17 protein-coding genes are annotated in these 19,426 nt (G+C 61.1%); 8 read left to right on the forward strand and 9 right to left on the reverse strand.

Going from position 1 to position 19,426, the window contains the following annotated elements; genetic code table 11:
* Window positions 1–78: 78 nt before the first annotated feature.
* From ACZ3GY_RS16395 to ACZ3GY_RS16420, 6 genes are all read right to left on the reverse strand, one after another.
* Window positions 79–903: an ABC transporter permease gene (locus ACZ3GY_RS16395; protein ID WP_463562427.1), complete on the reverse strand. Its 825-nt coding sequence runs from the start codon at window positions 901–903 to the stop codon at window positions 79–81.
* A gap of 159 nt (window positions 904–1,062) precedes the next feature.
* On the reverse strand, window positions 1,063–2,310 hold the full coding sequence (locus tag ACZ3GY_RS16400) for an ABC transporter permease (protein WP_463562428.1): 1,248 nt from the start codon (window positions 2,308–2,310) through the stop codon (window positions 1,063–1,065).
* A gap of 104 nt (window positions 2,311–2,414) precedes the next feature.
* On the reverse strand, window positions 2,415–3,449 hold the full coding sequence (locus ACZ3GY_RS16405) for an ABC transporter substrate-binding protein (RefSeq protein ID WP_465911108.1): 1,035 nt from the start codon (window positions 3,447–3,449) through the stop codon (window positions 2,415–2,417).
* A 44-nt stretch (window positions 3,450–3,493) separates the two neighbouring features.
* The gene (locus ACZ3GY_RS16410; protein WP_465911109.1) at window positions 3,494–4,603 is read right to left on the reverse strand and encodes an ABC transporter ATP-binding protein; all 1,110 of its coding nucleotides are present in this window, start codon (window positions 4,601–4,603) and stop codon (window positions 3,494–3,496) included.
* 218 nt (window positions 4,604–4,821) lie between these two features.
* A complete protein-coding gene (locus ACZ3GY_RS16415; protein WP_463562431.1) occupies window positions 4,822–5,451 on the reverse strand; it encodes a response regulator in 630 nt (209 codons plus the stop codon).
* Between the two features lie 15 nt (window positions 5,452–5,466).
* Window positions 5,467–7,869 carry a PAS domain-containing sensor histidine kinase gene (locus ACZ3GY_RS16420; RefSeq protein WP_465911110.1) on the reverse strand — a complete coding sequence of 801 codons (2,403 nt, stop codon included), beginning with the start codon at window positions 7,867–7,869 and terminating at the stop codon, window positions 5,467–5,469.
* Between the two features lie 189 nt (window positions 7,870–8,058).
* Between ACZ3GY_RS16420 and ACZ3GY_RS16425 the strand changes: the two genes are divergently transcribed.
* Window positions 8,059–9,030, forward strand: coding sequence for an alpha/beta hydrolase family protein (locus tag ACZ3GY_RS16425; protein WP_465911111.1), 972 nt, complete (start codon window positions 8,059–8,061; stop codon window positions 9,028–9,030).
* A 68-nt stretch (window positions 9,031–9,098) separates the two neighbouring features.
* On the opposite strand, the gene ACZ3GY_RS16430 is transcribed toward ACZ3GY_RS16425, so the two are convergent.
* From ACZ3GY_RS16430 to ACZ3GY_RS16440, 3 genes are read right to left on the reverse strand one after another with little or no spacing between them, the layout of a single operon-like run.
* The gene (locus ACZ3GY_RS16430; protein WP_465911112.1) at window positions 9,099–9,857 is read right to left on the reverse strand and encodes a DnaJ domain-containing protein; all 759 of its coding nucleotides are present in this window, start codon (window positions 9,855–9,857) and stop codon (window positions 9,099–9,101) included.
* A gap of 1 nt (window position 9,858) precedes the next feature.
* Window positions 9,859–10,530: an N-acetylmuramate alpha-1-phosphate uridylyltransferase MurU gene (gene murU, locus ACZ3GY_RS16435; RefSeq protein WP_465911113.1), complete on the reverse strand. Its 672-nt coding sequence runs from the start codon at window positions 10,528–10,530 to the stop codon at window positions 9,859–9,861.
* Window positions 10,527–11,552 (reverse strand): aminoglycoside phosphotransferase family protein, encoded by a 1,026-nt coding sequence (locus tag ACZ3GY_RS16440; RefSeq protein WP_465911114.1) that lies wholly within the window; start codon window positions 11,550–11,552, stop codon window positions 10,527–10,529. Before ACZ3GY_RS16440 ends, murU begins: the two co-directional genes overlap by 4 nt.
* A gap of 125 nt (window positions 11,553–11,677) precedes the next feature.
* Between ACZ3GY_RS16440 and ACZ3GY_RS16445 the strand changes: the two genes are divergently transcribed.
* The 7 genes from ACZ3GY_RS16445 to glpE all read left to right on the forward strand — a co-directional run bounded on the left by ACZ3GY_RS16445 (window position 11,678) and on the right by glpE (window position 19,343).
* Window positions 11,678–14,485: an LPS-assembly protein LptD gene (locus ACZ3GY_RS16445; protein ID WP_465911115.1), complete on the forward strand. Its 2,808-nt coding sequence runs from the start codon at window positions 11,678–11,680 to the stop codon at window positions 14,483–14,485.
* Window positions 14,466–15,761, forward strand: a complete 1,296-nt coding sequence (locus tag ACZ3GY_RS16450) for a peptidylprolyl isomerase (RefSeq protein ID WP_463562437.1) — start codon at window positions 14,466–14,468, stop codon at window positions 15,759–15,761. Before ACZ3GY_RS16445 ends, ACZ3GY_RS16450 begins: the two co-directional genes overlap by 20 nt.
* 99 nt (window positions 15,762–15,860) lie before the next feature.
* Window positions 15,861–16,865 (forward strand): 4-hydroxythreonine-4-phosphate dehydrogenase PdxA, encoded by a 1,005-nt coding sequence (pdxA, locus tag ACZ3GY_RS16455; RefSeq protein WP_465911116.1) that lies wholly within the window; start codon window positions 15,861–15,863, stop codon window positions 16,863–16,865.
* 120 nt (window positions 16,866–16,985) lie between these two features.
* Window positions 16,986–17,798, forward strand: a complete 813-nt coding sequence (gene rsmA / locus ACZ3GY_RS16460; RefSeq protein ID WP_465911117.1) for a 16S rRNA (adenine(1518)-N(6)/adenine(1519)-N(6))-dimethyltransferase RsmA — start codon at window positions 16,986–16,988, stop codon at window positions 17,796–17,798.
* Window positions 17,799–17,812: 14 nt separating this feature from the next.
* Window positions 17,813–18,193, forward strand: coding sequence for a Co2+/Mg2+ efflux facilitator ApaG/CorD (gene apaG, locus ACZ3GY_RS16465; protein WP_465911118.1), 381 nt, complete (start codon window positions 17,813–17,815; stop codon window positions 18,191–18,193).
* Entirely contained in the window at window positions 18,193–19,017 is an 825-nt protein-coding gene (locus ACZ3GY_RS16470) for a symmetrical bis(5'-nucleosyl)-tetraphosphatase (RefSeq protein ID WP_463562441.1), read from the forward strand. The genes apaG and ACZ3GY_RS16470 overlap by 1 nt, the downstream gene beginning before the upstream one ends.
* Window positions 19,014–19,343 carry a thiosulfate sulfurtransferase GlpE gene (gene glpE / locus ACZ3GY_RS16475; protein ID WP_463562442.1) on the forward strand — a complete coding sequence of 110 codons (330 nt, stop codon included), beginning with the start codon at window positions 19,014–19,016 and terminating at the stop codon, window positions 19,341–19,343. The genes ACZ3GY_RS16470 and glpE overlap by 4 nt, the downstream gene beginning before the upstream one ends.
* Window positions 19,344–19,426: the final 83 nt, after the last annotated feature.

Here is a 19,426-nt window from a genome sequence, read left to right on the forward strand (position 1 = left end):
TTTAACGTCGCGTGCGATGGGCCATAAAAAACCGCCGCAACTGAGGGGGTGCGGCGGTTACGGCTGGGCCGTGAAGACTTATTCGGCTTGAGTGCGCAACTTCTCGCTACGCCCGCGCAGCCACTCCAGAGTCAGCAATAGCAGGATCGAGAAGCCGATAAGCAGGGTCGCCGCAGCGGCGATGGTCGGGCTGAGGTTTTCGCGGATGCCGCTGAACATCTGCCGTGGCAGAGTGACCTGCTCAGGGCCGGCGAGGAACAGGGTCACCACCACTTCATCGAAGGAGGTGGCAAAGGCGAACAGGGCACCACTGATCACGCCTGGGGCGATCAACGGTAGGGTCACCCGGCGGAACGCGGTGATCGGCGATGCGCCGAGGCTGGCCGCGGCACGCACCAGATTGTAGTTGAACCCCTGCAACGTGGCCGACACGGTGATGATCACGAACGGTACGCCAAGCACCGCATGCACTACGATCAGCGACAAGTAGCCGTTGGCCAGGCCGAGCGGCGCGAAGAACAGGTAGCTGGCGACACCGACGATCACCACCGGCACCACCATCGGCGAAATCAGCAAGCTCATCACCAACGCTTTGCCGCGGAACTCCGAGCGGGTCAGGCCAATGGCTGCCAGGGTACCCAGAACCATGGCCAGCACGGTCGCCGCGGGGGCGATGATCATGCTGTTCTTCAGCGCACGCATCCAGCCAGCCGAGCCGAAGAAGTCCTCGTACCAGCGCATAGAGAACCCCTGCATCGGATAGATCAGGAAGGTGCCGGAGTTGAACGACAGCGGCACGATCACCAGGATCGGCAGTACCAGGAACAACAGCACCAGACCGCAGAGCAGGCGCAGGCCGTAGTACCAGGCGCGCTCGACGGGAGACATGTAGGGGCTCAGCATTTTCTATTCTCCATTCCATAAGCAGGTCGCTGAAAAACTACCTGCGTTGCCGCTACTTCGTTAAAACATCCTCAAAATGCTCATGTACAAAAGTACACTCCGCTTTTTCGTCTGTTTTGCCTAATAGCGGCTGCCTCGCTAACGTTTTTCAACAGACTGCTAACCCAGACGCAGACGACCAGCGCCCACCAGCCAGCTGTACACCACATAAAGCAGCAGCGTGGCGACCAGCAGCAAGCCGCCCAACGCGGTGGCCATGCCCCAGTTGATGGTGGTGTTGGTGTAGAAGGCGACGAAGTAGCTGACCATCTGATCGCTCGGACTGCCGAGCAGCGCCGGGGTGATGTAGTAGCCGATGGACAGGATGAACACCAGCAAACAGCCCGCGCCGACACCGGCCAGGGTCTGCGGGAAATACACCCGCCAGAAGCTGGCGAACGGATGACAGCCGAGGGAGATCGCCGCACGCATGTAGCTGGGCGAGATGCCCTTCATCACGCTGTAGATCGGCAGAATCATGAACGGCAACATGATGTGCACCATGGAGATGTACACTCCGGCGCGGTTGAACACCAGTTCAAGGGGCTGGTCGATAATGCCGATTTTTATAAGCGCGGAGTTGATCAAACCGCCGGACTGCAACAGCACGATCCAGGCGGCGACGCGCACCAGAATCGACGTCCAGAACGGCAGCAGCACCATGATCATCAGCAGATTGCCCTGGCGAGTCGGCAGGTTGGCCAGCAGGTAAGCCAGCGGATAGGCCAATGCCAGGCAAATGGCGGTGATCACCGCACCCATCCAGAAGGTACGGACGAAGATGTCCAGGTAGATGGCCTGATCCGGGGTGGTCTTGACCACGGCGCCGCTGTCGTCGACGCGATGATCAAGCGAGGCCAGCAGGTAGTAAGGTGTCCAGGAGCTGGTATTGCGACGGATCACCTGCCAGTAGGCGGGGTCACCCCAGCGCTCATCGAAGGACTCCAGCGCATCCTTGTAGGATGCCGGCTCGACCTCAAACGGCAAGGCACGTCCCGTCTTGGCCAGCAGGCTGCGATAGCCAGCCAGCTCCATGTTCAGGCGCTTGGACAGATCACCAATGCTCTGCTTCTCGCGGGCCTCGGCCAGATCCAGCGCCAGTGCCTGGTAGACCGGTTCGGCGGGCAGACCACGACCGTCCCACGACTCAATGGCGGTAACGGTTCTCGGCATCGAGCCGATCACGTCCGGGTTATCCACACTGCGGTTGAGCAGTGCCACGATAGGCACCAGAAAGGTGAAGACGAGAAACAGCACCAGCGGCAGGATCAGCGCCTGGGACTTGAGGCGATTCATCCGCTCGGCGCGCGCCAGACGCTGCTTGAGCGAGGGGCCGGCGACCTCGGCATGGGGCACTGCTAGGGCCATGGGGCTAACTCCGGTGAAGCGAATAATGAATTCAGGGGTGAAGCCAGAGCGCCTGCATGCAGGCGCTCCTCACAACCTTGCTCGTGTAACGACTTACTCAGGCGTTACTTCGCAGCCCAGGAGTTGAACCGCTGCTCCAGCACTTCACCGAAGTCAGCCCAAAAGGTCACGTCCATGGCGACCTGATTGGCGATGTTCTGCGGTGCGGTCGGCAGGTCGGCAGCGACCTTGGCGTCCAGCAGATCGACCGCTTTCGGGTTGACCGGCCCGTAGGCGATGTTTTCCGAATAGGTCTTCTGATTTTCCGCCTGCAGGGTGTAGGCGATGAACTTCAGGGCTTCGTCCTTGTTCTTCGCACCTTTCGGAATGGCCCAGGCGTCGAAGTCATAGATGCCACCGTCCCACACCACTTTCAGGCTGCTGCCCTCTTTCTGGGTGGCGGCGATGCGCCCGTTGTAGGCCGAGCTCATGACCACGTCACCGGAAGCGAGATACTGCGGCGGCTGAGCGCCAGCTTCCCACCACTGGATATAGGGTTTGAGCTCGTCCAGTTTCTTGAACGCGCGCTCTTGGCCGTCCTTGCTCGCCAGCACCTTGTAGACGTCTTTCGGCGCGACGCCGTCGGCCATCAGAGCGAACTCGAGGGTGTACTTGGCCCCCTTGCGCAGGCCACGCTTGCCCGGGAATTTCTTCACGTCCCAGAAGTCGGCCCAACTGGTCGGTGCGGTGGTCAGCTTGTCGGCGTTGTAGGCCATGACGGTCGACCAGACGAAGAAACCGACACCACACAGCGATGCTGCGCCAGGTACCAGGGCGTTCTTGTCGCCGACCACCGAGTAGTCGATCTCTTCGAACAAATCTTCGTCGCAACCGCGAGCCAGCTCAGGCGACTCCACTTCGACCAGATCCCACGACACGCTGTTGGTGTCGACCATGGCTTTGACCTTGGCCATTTCACCGTTGTACTCACCGGCAATGATCTTGCCGTTACCCGCCGCTTCCCATGGCTGGTAGTAGGCCTTGACCTGGGCGTCCTTGTTGGCGCCACCGAAGTTGATGACGGTGAGGTCTGCAGCGTGAACCTGTGCAGCGCAGACCAGGCCCAGTGTCAGCGCGGAAAGGGAGAATAGCTTCGACATTTTTATGTTGGCTCCAAGTGCTGTGGTAAAGCGCAAAACGCCGATCATTCCGCCGACAGCGGATCGAGGGCGCGAACGTGCTCGACCTGCCAGCCGAGCGGGATCACGTCACCGACGGCAAGCGCAGAATCGAGCTCGGCAATCGGCTGTTTGACGAAGAAATCGGTCTTGCCGCACACCTCGAGGCGCACCCTTACATGGTCGCCGAGGTAGATGAATTCGGACACACGACCGGAAAAACGGTTGTCGCAGTTCTGCGCAGCTGCATTCAGGCGAACGCGCTCCGGGCGGATCGACAGGCTCACCGCGTCGCCAGGCTGGCCGACGTTGACCGCCAAGGCCTGCACCTTCTCGCCACGGCTCAGCTGCACCGTGCAGTTGTCGCCATTGCGCTCGACCAGTTGGCCAGCGAAACGGTTGTTTTCACCGATGAATTGCGCGACGAAGGTGTTGCTTGGTGACTCATAGAGATCCCGCGGCGCGGCGATCTGCTGAATCTCGCCCTGGTGGAACACCGCCACGCGGTCGGACATGGTCAATGCTTCGCTCTGGTCGTGGGTCACGTACACCACAGTCACGCCCAGACGCTGGTGGATGTGCTTGATCTCCATCTGCATGTGCTCGCGCAACTGCTTGTCCAGCGCCCCGAGCGGTTCGTCCATCAGCACCAGTTGTGGTTCGAACACCAAGGCACGGGCCAGCGCCACGCGCTGCTGCTGACCGCCGGACAACTGCGCCGGATAACGGCTGGCGAAAGCATCGAGCTGTACCATCGACAGGGCACGTTTGACCCGCTCACTGACGTCGGCCTTGCTCATGCCGCGCACAGTCAGAGGAAATGCCAGGTTTTCCAGCACGGTCATGTGCGGGAACAACGCGTAATTCTGGAACACCATGCCGATGTCGCGCTTGTGCGGCGGCACGTTGTTCAAACGCTTGCCGGCCAGGGTGATCTCACCAGCCGTGGGCGTTTCGAAACCGGCCAGCATCATCAGGCTGGTGGTCTTGCCGGAGCCGGATGGCCCGAGCAGAGTCAGGAACTCGCCTTTGCGAATTTCCAGGTTGAGGTCTTTGACGATCAGGTTCTCGCCGTCGTAGCTCTTTTGCACGCCACGAAAGCTGACCAGGATGTCGCTCGAAGAAGTGTCGCCCATCACCGCACCTGCCTGTTGTTCTACCGTGGCTCAAGACTAGAACCGGCACTAGAACCTGCAAATCGGGCGTAATGACTCTTTGCTATAAGGCAGACGGAAAGGCAATTGTAGGGCGAACCCTACAGCGATGTCGCAAATGGATAAGTCGACGACCGGCAGACCTCAATCAACGGGGCGTAAACCTTAGAGAGCGTGTCGCTGATAGATAACCCGGTCTTTTAGACCAGCTTGTGCTCGACCGCGTAGCGCACCAGATCAGCGACTGAATGCAGGTTGAGCTTCTGCATCAGGCGCGCCTTGTGGGTGCTGATGGTCTTGCTGCTGAGTGCCAGGTGGGCGGCGATCTCGTTGACGCCCTCACCTTGTACCAGGCGCTCGAACACCGAAAACTCGCGCTCGGAAAGTCGCGCGTGGGGCGGCCGTGCATCAGTCAGGCCAACCTCGAAGACCATACGATCAGCCAGATCAGGGTCGATGTAGCGACCGCCACCAGCAACCTTGCGAATCGCGGTGAGCAGCAGGGCCGGATCGCTGTCCTTGGTAGCGTAACCGGCAGCGCCGACCTTCAGCGCACGGGCCGCCATCTGTGCTTCGTTGTGCATCGACAGCACCAGGATCGCCGGAGCTTGGGGCAATGCGCGAATCCGCGGAATCGCCTCCAGACCGTTGACGCCAGGCATGGAGATATCCAGCAGTACCACCTCACAGGGCGTGTGACGCAGGGTTTCCAGCAGTTGCTCACCGTTACTCGCCTCGCCGACCACTTGCAGGTCGCGGGCCATGCCGATCAGTTGCTTGATGCCTTCGCGGACGATGGTGTGGTCTTCGGCCACCAGTACTCGGATCACGTGCTCAACCTCTGCTCAGTCATTGGGCACACACTCATGCAGCGGCACCCTGACCCGCAACAGAGTACCTTCGCCGGGACGGCTGTCGAGGGTCAATTGTCCGCCGAGCATCAGCACGCGCTCGCGCATGCCCACCAGTCCAAAGGAATCGGTACGTACCGCAGCTGGATTGAAACCACGGCCGTCGTCACTGATCGACAGGCGCAAGCTGTCGCCCAGCAGCTCCAGGCGCACTGTCACCGTATGCGCATCGGCATGGCGCATAACGTTGGTCAGCGACTCCTGCAGGATGCGAAATAACCCGGTCGCCTTGGCATCGCTAAGCGGCGGTACGTTCTCCGGCACTTCGACCAGGCAGGGAATCTGCGTACGCGCTTCGAAGCGCCGCGCCTGCCACTCGATGGCCGAGGCGATGCCCGCGTCCAGAATTGGCGGGCGCAGCGCGGTGGCCACATCGCGCACCAACTGGAACAACTGGGCGATCAGCTTCTTCATGTTGTTCAGGCGATCACGCAGGCCGGGGTCAAGATCGGCGTAACCCAGTTCGCACATCGAGGTTTCCAGCTTGAGTACGGTCAGCACCTGGCCCAGCTCGTCGTGCACTTCGCGGGCGATGCGTGCTTTCTCCTCCTCACGCACGCTCTCCAGGTGCGCCGACAGATCGCGCAGACGCACCTGCGATTCGGCCAGCGCCAGCTCGTTGCGTTTGTTCTCGCTGATGTCCCAGACCACCCCGTCCCAGATTAGCCGACCATCGGCCATGCGCCGGGCCATGGCCTTGATGTCAACCCAGCGCGACTCGCCGAGGTGGGTGAGCATGCGTCCCTGCCAGTGCCAGTCGCTGTCGCTGTCGAAGGCGCGATCCTGGACGCGGTGGTAATCGGCCTTGTCGTCCGGATGCACCAGGCTGCGTAAGCCATGATCGGGCGCCAGCAATGTCGATGCCCGATAGCCGACCAGGCTTTCGCTGCCCTCGCCGATGAAGGCGAATAGCGCCAAATCACCCGGACGCGCGCGCTCCAGGCGAAATACCACGCCGGGCACGTTGGCAGCGATGCCCTGCAGCCGCGCCTCGCTCTCCTGCAGCGCGGCCAGGGCACGGCGGCGCTCGGTGACATCAGTGATAAACACCACCAGGTATTCGGTATCGCGGTACTGCAGAAAACTCAGCGATACGTCCACCGGCAAACGGCTGCCATCGACCCGCAGGCATTCGGTCTCGAAGCTCGGCGGCCGCTCGTCACCACTGCGCGCCAACCGCCACAGGTTGAGCCAGCGATCCATGTTCAGGTTCGGCTCGAAATCACTCAATGGCCGGTCGACCACGCCGCCGCTGCGGCAGCCCAGCATCGCCTCCGCCGCACGATTGGCGTAACGCACATGGCTGTCCCAATTGACCCAGAGAATGCCCACCGTGCTGTTGTCGATGGAAAATTGCGACAGCCGCAGTGCATCGCGGGCGACCTCACGCAGTTCGATCTCGTGACGCGCGGCGAGCAGACGAAACTCCAGGGTGTCGCGTTGACGCCTCATCAACAGCGCCAGCAATAGTGCGAAGATCAGCAGCAGGCCAAGCAGCAGGCTGATACCACGCCAGAAGCTCGATGAGCCTTCCTGCTGCAGGTAGCTCGGCGGCAGCCAGCGGTTGTGCAGATCATCCAGCTCGCGGGCGGACACGCTGCGCAGCGCAACATCGACGATGGCCGAGAGCTCCGGCCAGTCACGCCGGGTGGCGACGCGCAGCAGCTGTGGAAAACCGATATCGCCGACGATCGCCAGACCAAGAAACTCCGGCTCACGGGATAGACGGCCTAGTTGCGCTTCATCGAGCACCGCGTAGTTGGCCTGCTGATTGAGCACCCGCTGCAGGGCCTGACGCGGTGAACTGACGGTATCCAACTTGAGTTTCGGGTAGCTGCTGCGCAGGTAATCGAGCACCGCCTCCGACACTTTCAAGGCAATGGGCGAGCGTCCGTCGAGCTGCTCCAGATCGACCGCCCCACTGCTGTCCCGCTCGCCAATCAGCAAATGCGACACGCGCAGGAAAGGGTCGGAAAATACCCAGCGACGCAGCCCTGCGGGCGTCTGGCCAAGGCCACTGGCGAGGTCGATCTGATCGTTGTGCAACGCCTGTTCCAGCTCTTCCTGAGTCTGGAAGGTTCGCCAACGCAGTTGCACACCCATCAGCGCGGCCAGCGTATTCATCATCTCGACATTGGCGCCCGTGAGACGGTGCACGCGACGGTCGAGCTGGGCATAGGGCGCCTGCAATACCACCCCAGCTCGCAATATGGGGTGGCTGGCGAGCCACTGCTGCTGCTCGACATCGAAGATCGGCGCGCGCGCAGGCGGCGACTCATCCGCCCACAGCACGGTCGGCAAGCTCAGCAGCAGGAGAAACAGCCAGCGGTGGATCATGCTCGGGCACCGAAAAAGCAAGGAGACAGTGGGGGGCGAACGCCCGCCGCAAAGGCAGCATTAGGCTACATCAGGATCCGATAAATCCACGACAAGTTGGCGAGCACCATGCTTTCGACAAGGCCGCGCCTTGCACTGAAACGCCAACAGACCCTAGTCTCTAAGCGCTATCCACATGCGAGCCATACGATGACGCGCTTTCGACACTCGCCACGCTACGTGCTGTGCCTTGCGCTCCTGTCAGGCTGCATGCCTGCCCTGGGCGATCAGAGCCCACCGGCCGAAGCCGGCGAAAAAACTGAAGCCAAGCCCGAGCAACGCGCGCCCTTGGCAGAACGCAGTGACCTCGAAGCACTGGCCCTTGAGCGTCAGCTGGCCGCCAGTGAACAACAACAGCTCGACGCCGCCGGTACGCCGTTTCTCGCGCTCTGGCTGCCAGCCAATGATCCAGCCCCCAAGGGAGCAGTGGTTCTGCTGCCGGGTGATGAGGAGAGTGCCGATGCGCCAAGGGTCATCGGCCCTTTGCGGCAAAAGCTGCCGGATACCGGCTGGCACAGTTTGAGTCTGAGCCTACCGGATCCTCAGGGCGCCAACCTTCCGCTGCGCGTCGCCGAACCGCCCGCGGCGGCGGGCGAGGCGCCGGCCGAGAAATCTGCGGAGCCGGCCACGCCCGAGCCGACACCAGCACCAGCTACCGAGCCAGCCCAGAGCGCAGAGGCCGCGCGCACCGCGCATGTCGAGCGCGTGTTCGCCCGAATCGATGCAGGCATCGCCTTTGCCGCGCAACAACAAGCCAAGACGGTGGTACTGCTGGGCCACGGCAGCGGCGCCTATTGGGCCGCCCGCTATATCGCCGAACGTACACCCGCCAACATCACCAACCTGCTGTTGGTGGATATCCGCCAGCCAGAAGGCTTCGATTCGCCGATCAATGACCTGCTGGCGCAACTCAAGGCCAGTGTCGGTGACTTCTATTACCGCGACAGCCCTACCGCTCGACAGGCCGCGCTATTGCGCAAGCAGCTCAGTCAGCGACAGAAGCAACCCACTTACGTCCAGATTGGCCTGGACGCTCTACCGGGCAACCCTCGCGTAGCCGAAGAGCAATTGTTCAGACGCCTGCGCGGTTGGCTGGATAAGCAGGTGGGGGGCGGCAAGTAAGCAGTTCGCAGCGCCACCGTTGCGCTATCGCTGAGCCGGATGAGCGCCCGACTACGCGACAGGCTTGCTCAGCGGAATCCGCGGCGCTGGCGAATCAGCGCATAGGCATTGTGTAGTTCGCGGGTCGCTTCGGTTGCTTCACGCACCTTCTCAGGCGATGCGCCACTACCAGCGATTTTGTCCGGATGATGACGACTGAGTAGGCGGCGATAAGCTTTCTTGATCTGCAGAGCATCGCTGTCGGCATTTACACCGAGCAGCCTCAGCGCCTGCTGATAGCCATCGGGGGCCGCAGTTGGTGGGCCACGACGCGGCGAGCAGTCCGCACTCAACGCCTCCTGGACATCGGCTGAAACACCCAACCACTTCCCCCACAACAGAATCAGTTCGCGCTCGGCCTGCCCCACCTTGCCATCGGCCCAGGCCATGCGCCAACAGGCTCGCAATAGTGCATCCGCATCGGCGCGCTGGCGTTGTAGAGCGCCACGCAGATTATCCTGCCCCGTCTTGCCCCGGGAAAATGCCTCGATGGCTGCTGCCTTGGCTGACTCGCCGACGGCCAGCCGCTGCATCTCGGCACGGGCCTGGCGGATATGCGCCTGCTGCACCACGCCATCACTTTTCGCCAAGCGGCCAAGCATGACGAACAGCAAGTGTTCATCACCCACGGTTGATGAGCTACGCAGTCGCTCCCCCAACACCTTCCAGCCACGCAGACCGAGGCGCCGGTCGAGTACCTGCCCCAGCAGCCCGCCGAGCAGCAGCCCGGGGATGCTCGCCAGTGCATAGCCCGCCACGGCACCTACCAGCGTCAGTGGCCAGTACATCTCAGCGCTCGCCCGTCAGCAGGCGTTCGACTTCGGCCAGCCGCTCGTGGGTACCGACATCGACCCAGCACCCGGAGAAACGCTCACCGCTCACCTCGCCTGCCAGCATGGCGTTGCGTAGCAACGGAGCGAGCTTGAAGGCTCCCGCCTGGCAATCAGCGAACAGCGCCGCACTGAGCACGGCGATACCGCTGTAGGTGAAGCTGTCGCGGCCTGCGACGGCATCTTCGACCTGGCCGCCCTGCAGCTGGAAGTCGCCTTTCGGGTGGTGAGGCGGGTTGTCCACCAGCACCAAATGCGCCTGCCCGCTCAGCGGACGGCGCAGATTGGCGAAATCGTAATCCGTGAAGATATCGCCATTGACCACCACGAAAGGCTCATCACCCAGCAGCGGCAGCGCCTTGAAGATCCCACCGCCGGTTTCCAGCGGCTCGCCCTCGGGCGAGTAGTGAATGCTTACGCCATAGCGCTCGCCATCACCAAGATAATCCTCGATCTGCTGGCCGAGCCAGGCGTGGTTGATCACCAGCTCGGTAAAACCGGCACGAGCCAGAGCCCGCACGTGGTATTCGATCAGCGGCACACCGGCGGCCTTAACCAGGGGCTTGGGCGTATGCAGCGTCAGCGGCCGCAGCCGCTCGCCCTTGCCGGCGGCGAGGATCATCGCCTTCATCGGGCAGCCCCCGCAGCTTGCTTGAGCTGGGAAATCAGTTCGCCAAGCTCTGCCAGTTCCGGCCGCCTGCCGAGTACCGCTTCTATATAGGCGAAGAAACGCGGCACATCCGCCAGGTAGCGCGGCTTGCCGTCCCGGTGGCAGATGCGCGCGAAGATACCGATCACCTTGAGGTGGCGCTGCACGCCCATCAGGTCGCTGGCCCTCAGAAAGTCCTGCACATCGTCCTGCACCGGTATGCCTGCTGCACGGGCCTGCTGCCAATAATCTTCCAACCAGGCCTGCACGCGCGCTTCCGGCCAACTGAGAAAGGCATCCTTGAACAAGCTGGTGATGTCGTAGGTGACGGGGCCATAGACGGCGTCCTGAAAGTCCAGCACGCCGGGGTTGGGCTCACTGATCATCAGGTTGCGCGGCATGTAGTCGCGGTGCACCAACACCTTGGGCTGGGCCAGGGCACTGTCGATCAGCAGCGTACAAATACGCCCCCAGGCGGCCTGCTGCGCGGCATCGAAGGTAATGCCCAGCTCTCGGGCAACATACCAATCCGGGAACAATTGCAGCTCGCGGCGCAGCAAGGCGTCATCGTAGTGCGGCAATGGTTCGTCCATCGGCAGCCGCTGATAGGCGAGCAATGCGTCGATTGCGGGGCTGAACAGACTGTCGGCGTTGTCGCTGTCGATCACATCCAGGTATGTCTGTCGGCCAAGATCGCTGAGCAGCAGAAAGCCCTGCTCGAGATCCGCGGCATGGATAAGCGGCACGTTGAGATCGGCGCGTGCCAGCAAGCTGGCGATATCGACGAACGGTCGGCAATTTTCCTGCGGCGGCGGCGCATCCATCACGATCAGGCTGCGGCCAGCGGCCTGCCAACGGAAATATCGGCGGAAGCTGGCGTCGCTACTGGCTGGCTGCAATGAGGCATGTGGCACCTCTCCCCAGTGTTTTGAAGCGAATAATTCCTGCAACTGGGGCGCCAGCCACTGTTGCAGACGCTGCAGACGTACATCTTGATCAGGCATTACAAGGGTCTCCGACGGCGCTAGCCGTTGCGCGGGTCATGCTTTATTATCCAGCATCTTTTTCAGCCCATCGAGAGGCGTGCGGCCCCTGGGGCCAAAAGCGCACAGGAAGCCCGGAAAACAAGATGGCAGTAAAATACCCCGCTTTTCGCAAGAAATTCCCGCTTCTGGTAACGGGCGGCCTGTTGGCCCTTCAGCCTTTCGCCAGCCCATTCGCCACAGCTGCCGAACAGTTCAACTGTCAGGCATCGCCTACCGGCGGCTGGGCCTGTGCGCCTAAAACCAGTACGGCCAATCTGCCTATTCGCCCGACGCACAGCACCAATGCGGTGAGCGCAGGCACGGCTACTGCGGCAGCTGCTAAGCCTGAGACCAAGGCCGCGCCAACGCAAGTCACCGAAAGTGGTGGCAGAGCGCTGGCTTCACGCAGCGCTGATTACAGTCACCTGGACTGGGTGCCGCGCGAGCAACTGACCAGCGCGCAGCTGGCCGAGATCGGCCCATCCTGCTCTGGCTCTTATATCGAGCCGAGCCGCCCAGGCATGAACGACACTACGCCGATGAGCGAAGCGCCGATGTTCGTGTCGGCCAAGGCTTCTCGCTATCAGCAGGAAGAGCAGGTCGCCACCCTCGCGGGTGACGTGGTCGTGCGCCAGGCTGGCATGCAGGTCGAGGCTGACGAAGCCAACCTGCATCAGGCAGAAAATCGTGGTGAGCTGGTCGGCAATGTGCGCCTGCGCGACAAAGGCGCCCTGGTCGTCGGTGACCGTGCCGAGCTGCAACTGGACAATGGTGAAGCGCAAATCGAAAACGCCGAATACGTGATGCATGCCGCTCACGTACGTGGCAGCGCGGCCTACGCCAAGCGCGAAGAAACCGCAATCATCCGCCTCAAGGATGGCACCTACACCAGCTGCGAGCCTGGCAGCAACGCGTGGCACCTGACGGGTAACAACATCACCCTGAACCCAGCCACGGGTTTCGGGACCGCGACCAACGTCACCCTGCGGGTCAAGGATTTCCCGGTGTTCTACACACCGTATATCTACTTCCCGATCGATGACCGTCGCCAGTCCGGCTTCCTGCCACCCAGTTTCGGTAGTTCAAGCGACAGCGGTCTGACCCTGCAGACGCCGTACTACTTCAACCTGGCGCCGAACTTCGACGCCACCCTGTATCCGACCTATATGGCCGACCGGGGCCTGCTGCTAGAAGGCGAGTTCCGCTACCTGACCCGCAACAGTGAAGGTCAGGTAGGTGCCGCTTATCTCGATGACAGCAATGACGACCGTAAACTGCAGTCGGACTACACAGATAAGCGCTGGATGTACAGCTGGCAGCACAAGCAGGGTTTGAATGACCGTTTGCTGGCCGAAGTTGATTACACCGATATCAGCGATCCTTACTATTTCCAGGATCTGAGCACTGACCTGGGTATCGATACCACCCGCTACGTCAACCAGCGCGGCACCCTGACCTGGCGCGGCAGTAGCTACACCGCGCGGCTCAATGCTCATGCCTATGAGCTGGCCACCATTACCGATCTGACCCCTTATAACCGTCTGCCGCAAATCACCCTCGATGGCAAACTTCCAGTTGAGCCGGGTGGCTTCAACTTTACCTACGGCACGGAACTGGTGCGCTTCGACCGTGATCTGCGCAGCGGCAACTTCATCAACGAAAATGGTGAGATCGAGGGGCTCTGGCACGATGCTCGACTCAGGGGTTTAGCCCGAGCGAACGGCACTCGTATGCATGTCGAGCCGGCGGTTAGCCTACCGCTGGACTGGAGCTGGGGCTTCCTCAAGCCACAGGTCAAATACATGCAGACCAGCTACGATCTGGATCTTGACCAACAAGGCAAAAACACCCTGCTTACAGAGCAGCAGTACAGCAGTAGCCAGAACCGCGGCGTCGGGCTGTTCAGCGTCGACAGTGGTCTGTATTTCGACCGCGACACCTCGCTGTTCGGTCGTGAAGCTCGCCAGACTCTCGAACCACGCCTGTTCTACCTCTATGTCCCCGAGGAAGATCAGACAGATATCCCGGTATTCGACACTGGCGAAAGCAGCTTCAGCTATGCATCGCTATGGCGCGAGAACCGTTTCAGCGGCAAGGATCGTATCGGCGACGAGAACAAGTTGTCTTTGGGCGTAACCAGTCGCTGGATCGAAGCGAACGGTTTTGAGCGTCAGCGCTTCAGTATCGGCCAGGCCTTCTATTTTGAAGATCGCAAAGTGACCATGCCTGATTCGTATCGGGGCCTTCCAAACACTCAGCGTCTGCGAGACCGCTCTGATTACACCTCAGACGTTTCGCCCTACGCCTTGGAATATATGTACCGCTACAACCAGGACTGGCGCTTCACCTCGGACTTCAACTGGGATCCGGATAGCCGCCGTACCCGCTCGGGCAGCGCCATGTTCCATTACCAGCCCGCAGACAATCCACGCAAGATCGTCAACGCCGGCTATCGCTACCGTAACGACACAATGCGCTTCGATCAGAGTACTGGCGAGTGGAGCTATGGTGGCGACTATGGCAGACCTACCCTGCCAAATGGCTCGGCGAACCCCAACTTCATCAAGGACTACTACAAGATCAGCCAGCACGACTTCTCCGTCATCTGGCCACTCGGCCCGCAGTGGAGCGTCATTTCCCGCTGGCAGTACGACTACGGCCGCAACCGTACCCTGGAAGCCTTCGGCGGCTTCGAGTACGACAGCTGCTGCTGGAAGCTGCGCGTCATCAACCGTTACTGGATCGACTACGACGAGGTCAGCCTCAATCCATCGCGTAACGATGAACCAGACACCGGCATCTTCCTGCAAATCGTCCTCAAAGGCCTGGGCGGCGTGACTGGCAGCAACGTTGAGACATTCCTCGACCAAGGCATTCAAGGTTATCGTGAACGTGAAGATCAAGCTTTCTGAGTGCGTGCGCCCGCTGCTGTTGGGCGCGCTGTTTCTGGGTACCGCGGCACACGCCGATGTACAGCCCCTCAACCGCGTGGTAGCGATCGTCGACAACGACGTGATCATGCAGACCCAACTCGACGCCCGTGTCCGCGAGGTTCAACAGACCATCGCCAAGCGCGGCGCCGAGGTGCCACCGGCCAATGTCCTGGCCCAGCAAGTACTGGATCGTCTGATCATCGAGAATATTCAGTTGCAGATGGGCGAGCGCTCCGGCATTCGCATCAGTGACGAAGAACTCAACCAGGCCATCACCACCATTGCCCAGCGCAATGGCATGAGCATCGAGCAATTCCGTGCTGCCTTGGCCCAGGACGGCTTGTCGTTCAATGAAGCACGTGATCAGGTTTCCCGTGAAATGGTCATCAGCCGCGTGCGCCAGCGCCGCGTGGCCGAGCGCATTCAGGTAACGGATCAGGAAGTGAAAAACTTCCTGGCTTCCGACCTGGGCAAGATGCAACTTTCCGAAGAGTTCCGCCTGGCCAACATCGTCATCCCGGTGCAGGAAGACGCTTCTTCCGATGCCCTGCAGACCGCCGAACGTCGCGCCCAGGACATCTACCAGCAAGCGCGTCAGGGCGCCGACTTCGGCCAACTGGCCATCGCCAACTCGGCCAGTGAAACGGCGCTGGAAGGCGGTGACATGGGCTGGCGCAAAGCGGCTCAACTGCCGCCGCCTTTCGATAGCATGCTTGGCGCAATGAGCGTTGGCGACGTGAGCGAGCCGATCCGCACACCGGGCGGTTTCATTCTGCTCAAGGTGCTCGAGAAGCGTGGTGGCGAGGCTGCAGCCGTACGTGACGAAGTCAACGTGCGCCATATCTTGATCAAACCCAGCGAGATCCGCAGCGAAGCCGAAGCTCAGGTTCTCGCGGAGCGTCTCTACCAGCGCATCCAGTCTGGGGAAGACTTCGCCGAACTGGCGAAAAGCTTCTCCGAAGACCCGGGCTCTGCACTCAACGGCGGCAGCCTCAGCTGGATTGACCCGAACGCCTTGGTGCCTGAGTTCCGCGAAGTGATGAACAACACCGCCAGCGGGGAAGTCTCCAAACCGTTCAAGAGCCAGTTCGGCTGGCATGTGCTGCAGGTCATGGGCCGGCGCGCCACCGACAGCAGCGAGCAGATGCGCGAGCAACAGGCGCTGAATCTGCTGCGCAACCGCAAGTACGAGGAAGAGCTGCAGACCTGGCTGCGCCAGATCCGCGATGAAGCCTACGTGGAGACCAAGCTGTAAGCTTGGTTGTATGCTGCACGACTAAGCCCGGCCCAGCGCCGGGCTTTTTCATTTCCGCCTGCGCTAGAATCGCTAGCGACCTGCCTTCGAGAATTGATCATGCCCAACTGCCTGCGCTTCGCCATCACTCCCGGAGAACCTGCAGGTATTGGCCCTGACTTATGCCTGCTGCTTGCCCGCGAGCCCCAGGCGCATGCTCTGATCTGTATCGCCAGCGCCGCGTTGCTACGTGAGCGCGCCATGGAGCTGGGCCTGGATATCGCACTGATCGAAACCGGCCCTGGTCAATGGCCACAGCAACCGGCCGCCGCCGGCAGCCTGTATGCATGGGACACCCCGCTGGCCGAGCCAGTCAGAACCGGCCACCTGGATAAAGCCAACGCTGCCTATGTGCTGCAAACCCTGACCCGCGCCGGGCAGGGCTGCATCAACAGCTACTTCGCAGGCTTGATCACGGCGCCCGTGCATAAAGGTGTGATCAACGATGCAGGCATCGCCTTTTCCGGCCATACCGAATTTCTCGCCGAGCTGACTCACACTGAACAGGTGGTGATGATGCTGGCGACGCGGGGATTACGCGTTGCCCTGGTGACGACGCATCTGCCGCTCAAAGACGTGGCAAGCGCGATTACCCATGAGCGTCTGCAGCGTGTGACACGCATCCTGCACGCCGATCTACGTGACAAGTTCGGCATTGCCGAGCCGCGCATCCTGGTCTGCGGCCTCAATCCACACGCAGGCGAAGGTGGCCACCTGGGCCGCGAAGAAATCGACGTGATCGAGCCGGCGCTGCAGCAATTGCGCGCAGAGGGCATGAACCTGATCGGCCCATTGCCCGCCGATACACTGTTTACCCCCAAACACCTGGATCACTGCGATGCGGTGCTGGCCATGTACCACGACCAAGGATTGCCGGTGCTCAAATACAAAGGTTTCGGGGCTTCGGTGAACGTGACCTTGGGCTTGCCGATCATCCGCACATCGGTCGATCACGGCACCGCGCTGGATCTGGCCGGCACTGGACGAATCGATTGCGGCAGCCTGCAGGTGGCACTGGAGACGGCCTATGAAATGGCCCAAAGCAGCGATACACGCAGCACCTGAAGCCTACAGAGTCCTTCAGCAAAGCGCTTGACGGTCGTTCCCTGCTAAACTGCGCGTTTTCGCCTGATCGCTTTACGCTCTTGCTTGACGCTTGCAGCTTGAAGCTTGGAGCTGCTTCTGATGTCCGAGCCCTACCAACACCGTGCGCGCAAACGTTTCGGTCAGAACTTTCTTCATGATGCAGGGGTGATTCATCGCATTCTGCGTGCCATCCATGCACGCGATAACGAACACCTGCTGGAGATCGGCCCAGGCCAGGGCGCCCTCACCGAAGGGCTGCTAAACAGCGGTGCACAACTCGACGTGATTGAGCTGGATCTCGACCTGATCCCCATCCTGGAGGCAAAATTCGGTGGAGAGCCACGCTTTCGCCTGAATCAGGGCGACGCCTTGAAGTTCGATTTCGCACGCCTGCAAGCCGAACCCAACAGCCTGCGCGTCGTCGGCAACCTGCCCTACAACATCTCCACCCCGCTGATTTTCCACCTGCTGGCCAATGCCCACCTGATCCGCGATATGCACTTCATGCTGCAGAAGGAAGTGGTCGAGCGCTTGGCTGCCGGCCCCGGCGGCGGTGACTGGGGGCGGTTGTCGATCATGGTGCAGTACCATTGTTCAGTGGAGCACCTATTCAACGTCGGCCCCGGCGCCTTCAATCCGCCCCCCAAGGTAGATTCGGCGATCGTCCGCCTGACACCACACAAACAGTTGCCCCACCCGGCCAAGGATCACCATCTGCTCGAACGTGTAGTGCGCGAGGCGTTCAATCAGCGCCGCAAGACCCTGCGCAACACGCTCAAGGCTCTACTTCCAGCCAGCGAGATCGAAGCGGCAGGCGTCGATGGCAGCTTGCGCCCGGAACAGCTGGATCTGGCCGCATTTGTGCGCCTGGCCGACCAGTTAGCCGAACAACCCGTTCCCTCGCTCACCTGACTTACCGAGTGCCCATGTCCGACTCTCGCTACCAGATCGACGTCAGCATCATCACCCGTTACCTGCCGGAGCAGTCACAGCCGCAGCAGAATCGCTTCGCTTTTGCTTACGACGTGACCATCGCCAACAACGGCGAACTGTCAGCGCAACTATTGTCGCGCCACTGGCTGATCACCGATGGCAATGGCCAGGTGCAGGAAGTACGCGGCGCGGGCGTGATTGGTGAGCAACCACTGATCGAGCCTGGCACCAGCCACAGCTATAGCAGCGGTACATTGATGGCGACCCAGGTTGGCACCATGCAGGGCAGTTACCAAATGATCGCCAATGACGGCAAGCGTTTCGATGCCCTCATCGCCCCCTTCCGCCTTGCAGTGCCGGGTGCCCTGCACTGATGGCAACCTATGCCGTTGGTGATCTACAAGGATGCCTGAAGCCGCTGCAATGCTTACTGGAGCGTGTCGCCTTCGACCCCCAGCGGGACCGGCTGTGGCTGGTCGGCGACCTGGTCAATCGCGGGCCCGAATCGCTGGAAACCTTACGGTTTCTGTACCGAATGCGTGATTCGCTGGTCTGTGTACTGGGCAATCACGACCTGCACCTGCTGGCCGCATCACGCAATATTGAACGGCTCAAGCGTGGCGACACCTTACGGGAAATTCTCGAGGCAGCCGATCGCGACGATTTACTCGACTGGCTGCGCAAACAGAAGCTGCTGCATTACGATGAGCAGCGCGATATAGCTCTAGTGCATGCTGGCATTCCCCCGCAGTGGAACATGGCCAAGGCGCTCAGGCGCTCTGAAGAAGTCGAGAACGCCCTGCGTGACGACGCCCTTTACCCAATGTTCCTCGATGGCATGTACGGCAACGAACCCGCGCGCTGGAACAAGGAGCTGCAAGGTGTGACGCGGCTGCGGGTGATCACCAACTACTTCACCCGCATGCGTTTCTGCAAGGCGGACGGCACCCTGGATCTGAAAAGCAAGGAAGGCCTCGGCACCGCGCCCGCCGGCTACCTTCCCTGGTTCAGCCACAAACAGCGCAAAACCCGTGGCCATAAGATCGTATTCGGCCACTGGGCCTCCCTGGAGGGACACTGCGATGAACCTGGAGTATTTGCCCTGGACTCGGGCTGTGTGTGGGGGGGTAGTTTGACCCTGATGAATATCGATAGCGGCGAATACCATCGCTGCGACTGTAGCGAGGAAACAGCATGAGCGAGTTCAAACGCATCCCCCCGGAGCAGGCCAAGGCCCTGCGTGAGAATGGTGCGGTAGTGGTCGACATCCGTGACCCGCAAAGTTTCGCTGCCGGGCATATCAGCGGCTCGCAGCACCTGGACAACTACTCCTTGGCCGATTTCATCGCCAAGGCCGATCTCGATGGGCCAGTGATCGTCGCCTGCTACCACGGCAACTCCAGCCAGAGCGCAGCCGCCTACCTGATCGGGCAAGGATTCTCTGACGTTTACAGCCTCGACGGCGGCTTCGAACTCTGGCGCAACACTTACCCACAGGAAACCGCATCCAGCCCGGCGGAATAAAATTTTTCATCTGCCGGGCCCGCGTCAGCACTGGGCTCGGCTCCCCCCAGAGTGCTGCAACAGCACTACTGCCCGCGATTGCG

Source organism: Pseudomonas sp. PME37.24/006, assembly GCF_055556635.1.

Bases quoted from the DNA above. Each gene is read 5' to 3' on its own strand.
- ACZ3GY_RS16395 (WP_463562427.1), bottom strand. From the start codon at position 903: ATGCTGAGCCCCTACATGTCTCCCGTCGAGCGCGCCTGGTACTACGGC.
- ACZ3GY_RS16400 (WP_463562428.1), bottom strand. From the start codon at position 2,310: ATGGCCCTAGCAGTGCCCCATGCCGAGGTCGCCGGCCCCTCGCTCAAG.
- ACZ3GY_RS16405 (WP_465911108.1), bottom strand. From the start codon at position 3,449: ATGTCGAAGCTATTCTCCCTTTCCGCGCTGACACTGGGCCTGGTCTGC.
- ACZ3GY_RS16410 (WP_465911109.1), bottom strand. From the start codon at position 4,603: ATGGGCGACACTTCTTCGAGCGACATCCTGGTCAGCTTTCGTGGCGTG.
- ACZ3GY_RS16420 (WP_465911110.1), bottom strand. From the start codon at position 7,869: ATGATCCACCGCTGGCTGTTTCTCCTGCTGCTGAGCTTGCCGACCGTG.
- ACZ3GY_RS16425 (WP_465911111.1), top strand. From the start codon at position 8,059: ATGACGCGCTTTCGACACTCGCCACGCTACGTGCTGTGCCTTGCGCTC.
- ACZ3GY_RS16430 (WP_465911112.1), bottom strand. From the start codon at position 9,857: ATGTACTGGCCACTGACGCTGGTAGGTGCCGTGGCGGGCTATGCACTG.
- murU (WP_465911113.1), bottom strand. From the start codon at position 10,530: ATGAAGGCGATGATCCTCGCCGCCGGCAAGGGCGAGCGGCTGCGGCCG.
- ACZ3GY_RS16440 (WP_465911114.1), bottom strand. From the start codon at position 11,552: ATGCCTGATCAAGATGTACGTCTGCAGCGTCTGCAACAGTGGCTGGCG.
- ACZ3GY_RS16445 (WP_465911115.1), top strand. From the start codon at position 11,678: ATGGCAGTAAAATACCCCGCTTTTCGCAAGAAATTCCCGCTTCTGGTA.
- pdxA (WP_465911116.1), top strand. From the start codon at position 15,861: ATGCCCAACTGCCTGCGCTTCGCCATCACTCCCGGAGAACCTGCAGGT.
- rsmA (WP_465911117.1), top strand. From the start codon at position 16,986: ATGTCCGAGCCCTACCAACACCGTGCGCGCAAACGTTTCGGTCAGAAC.
- apaG (WP_465911118.1), top strand. From the start codon at position 17,813: ATGTCCGACTCTCGCTACCAGATCGACGTCAGCATCATCACCCGTTAC.
- ACZ3GY_RS16470 (WP_463562441.1), top strand. From the start codon at position 18,193: ATGGCAACCTATGCCGTTGGTGATCTACAAGGATGCCTGAAGCCGCTG.
- glpE (WP_463562442.1), top strand. From the start codon at position 19,014: ATGAGCGAGTTCAAACGCATCCCCCCGGAGCAGGCCAAGGCCCTGCGT.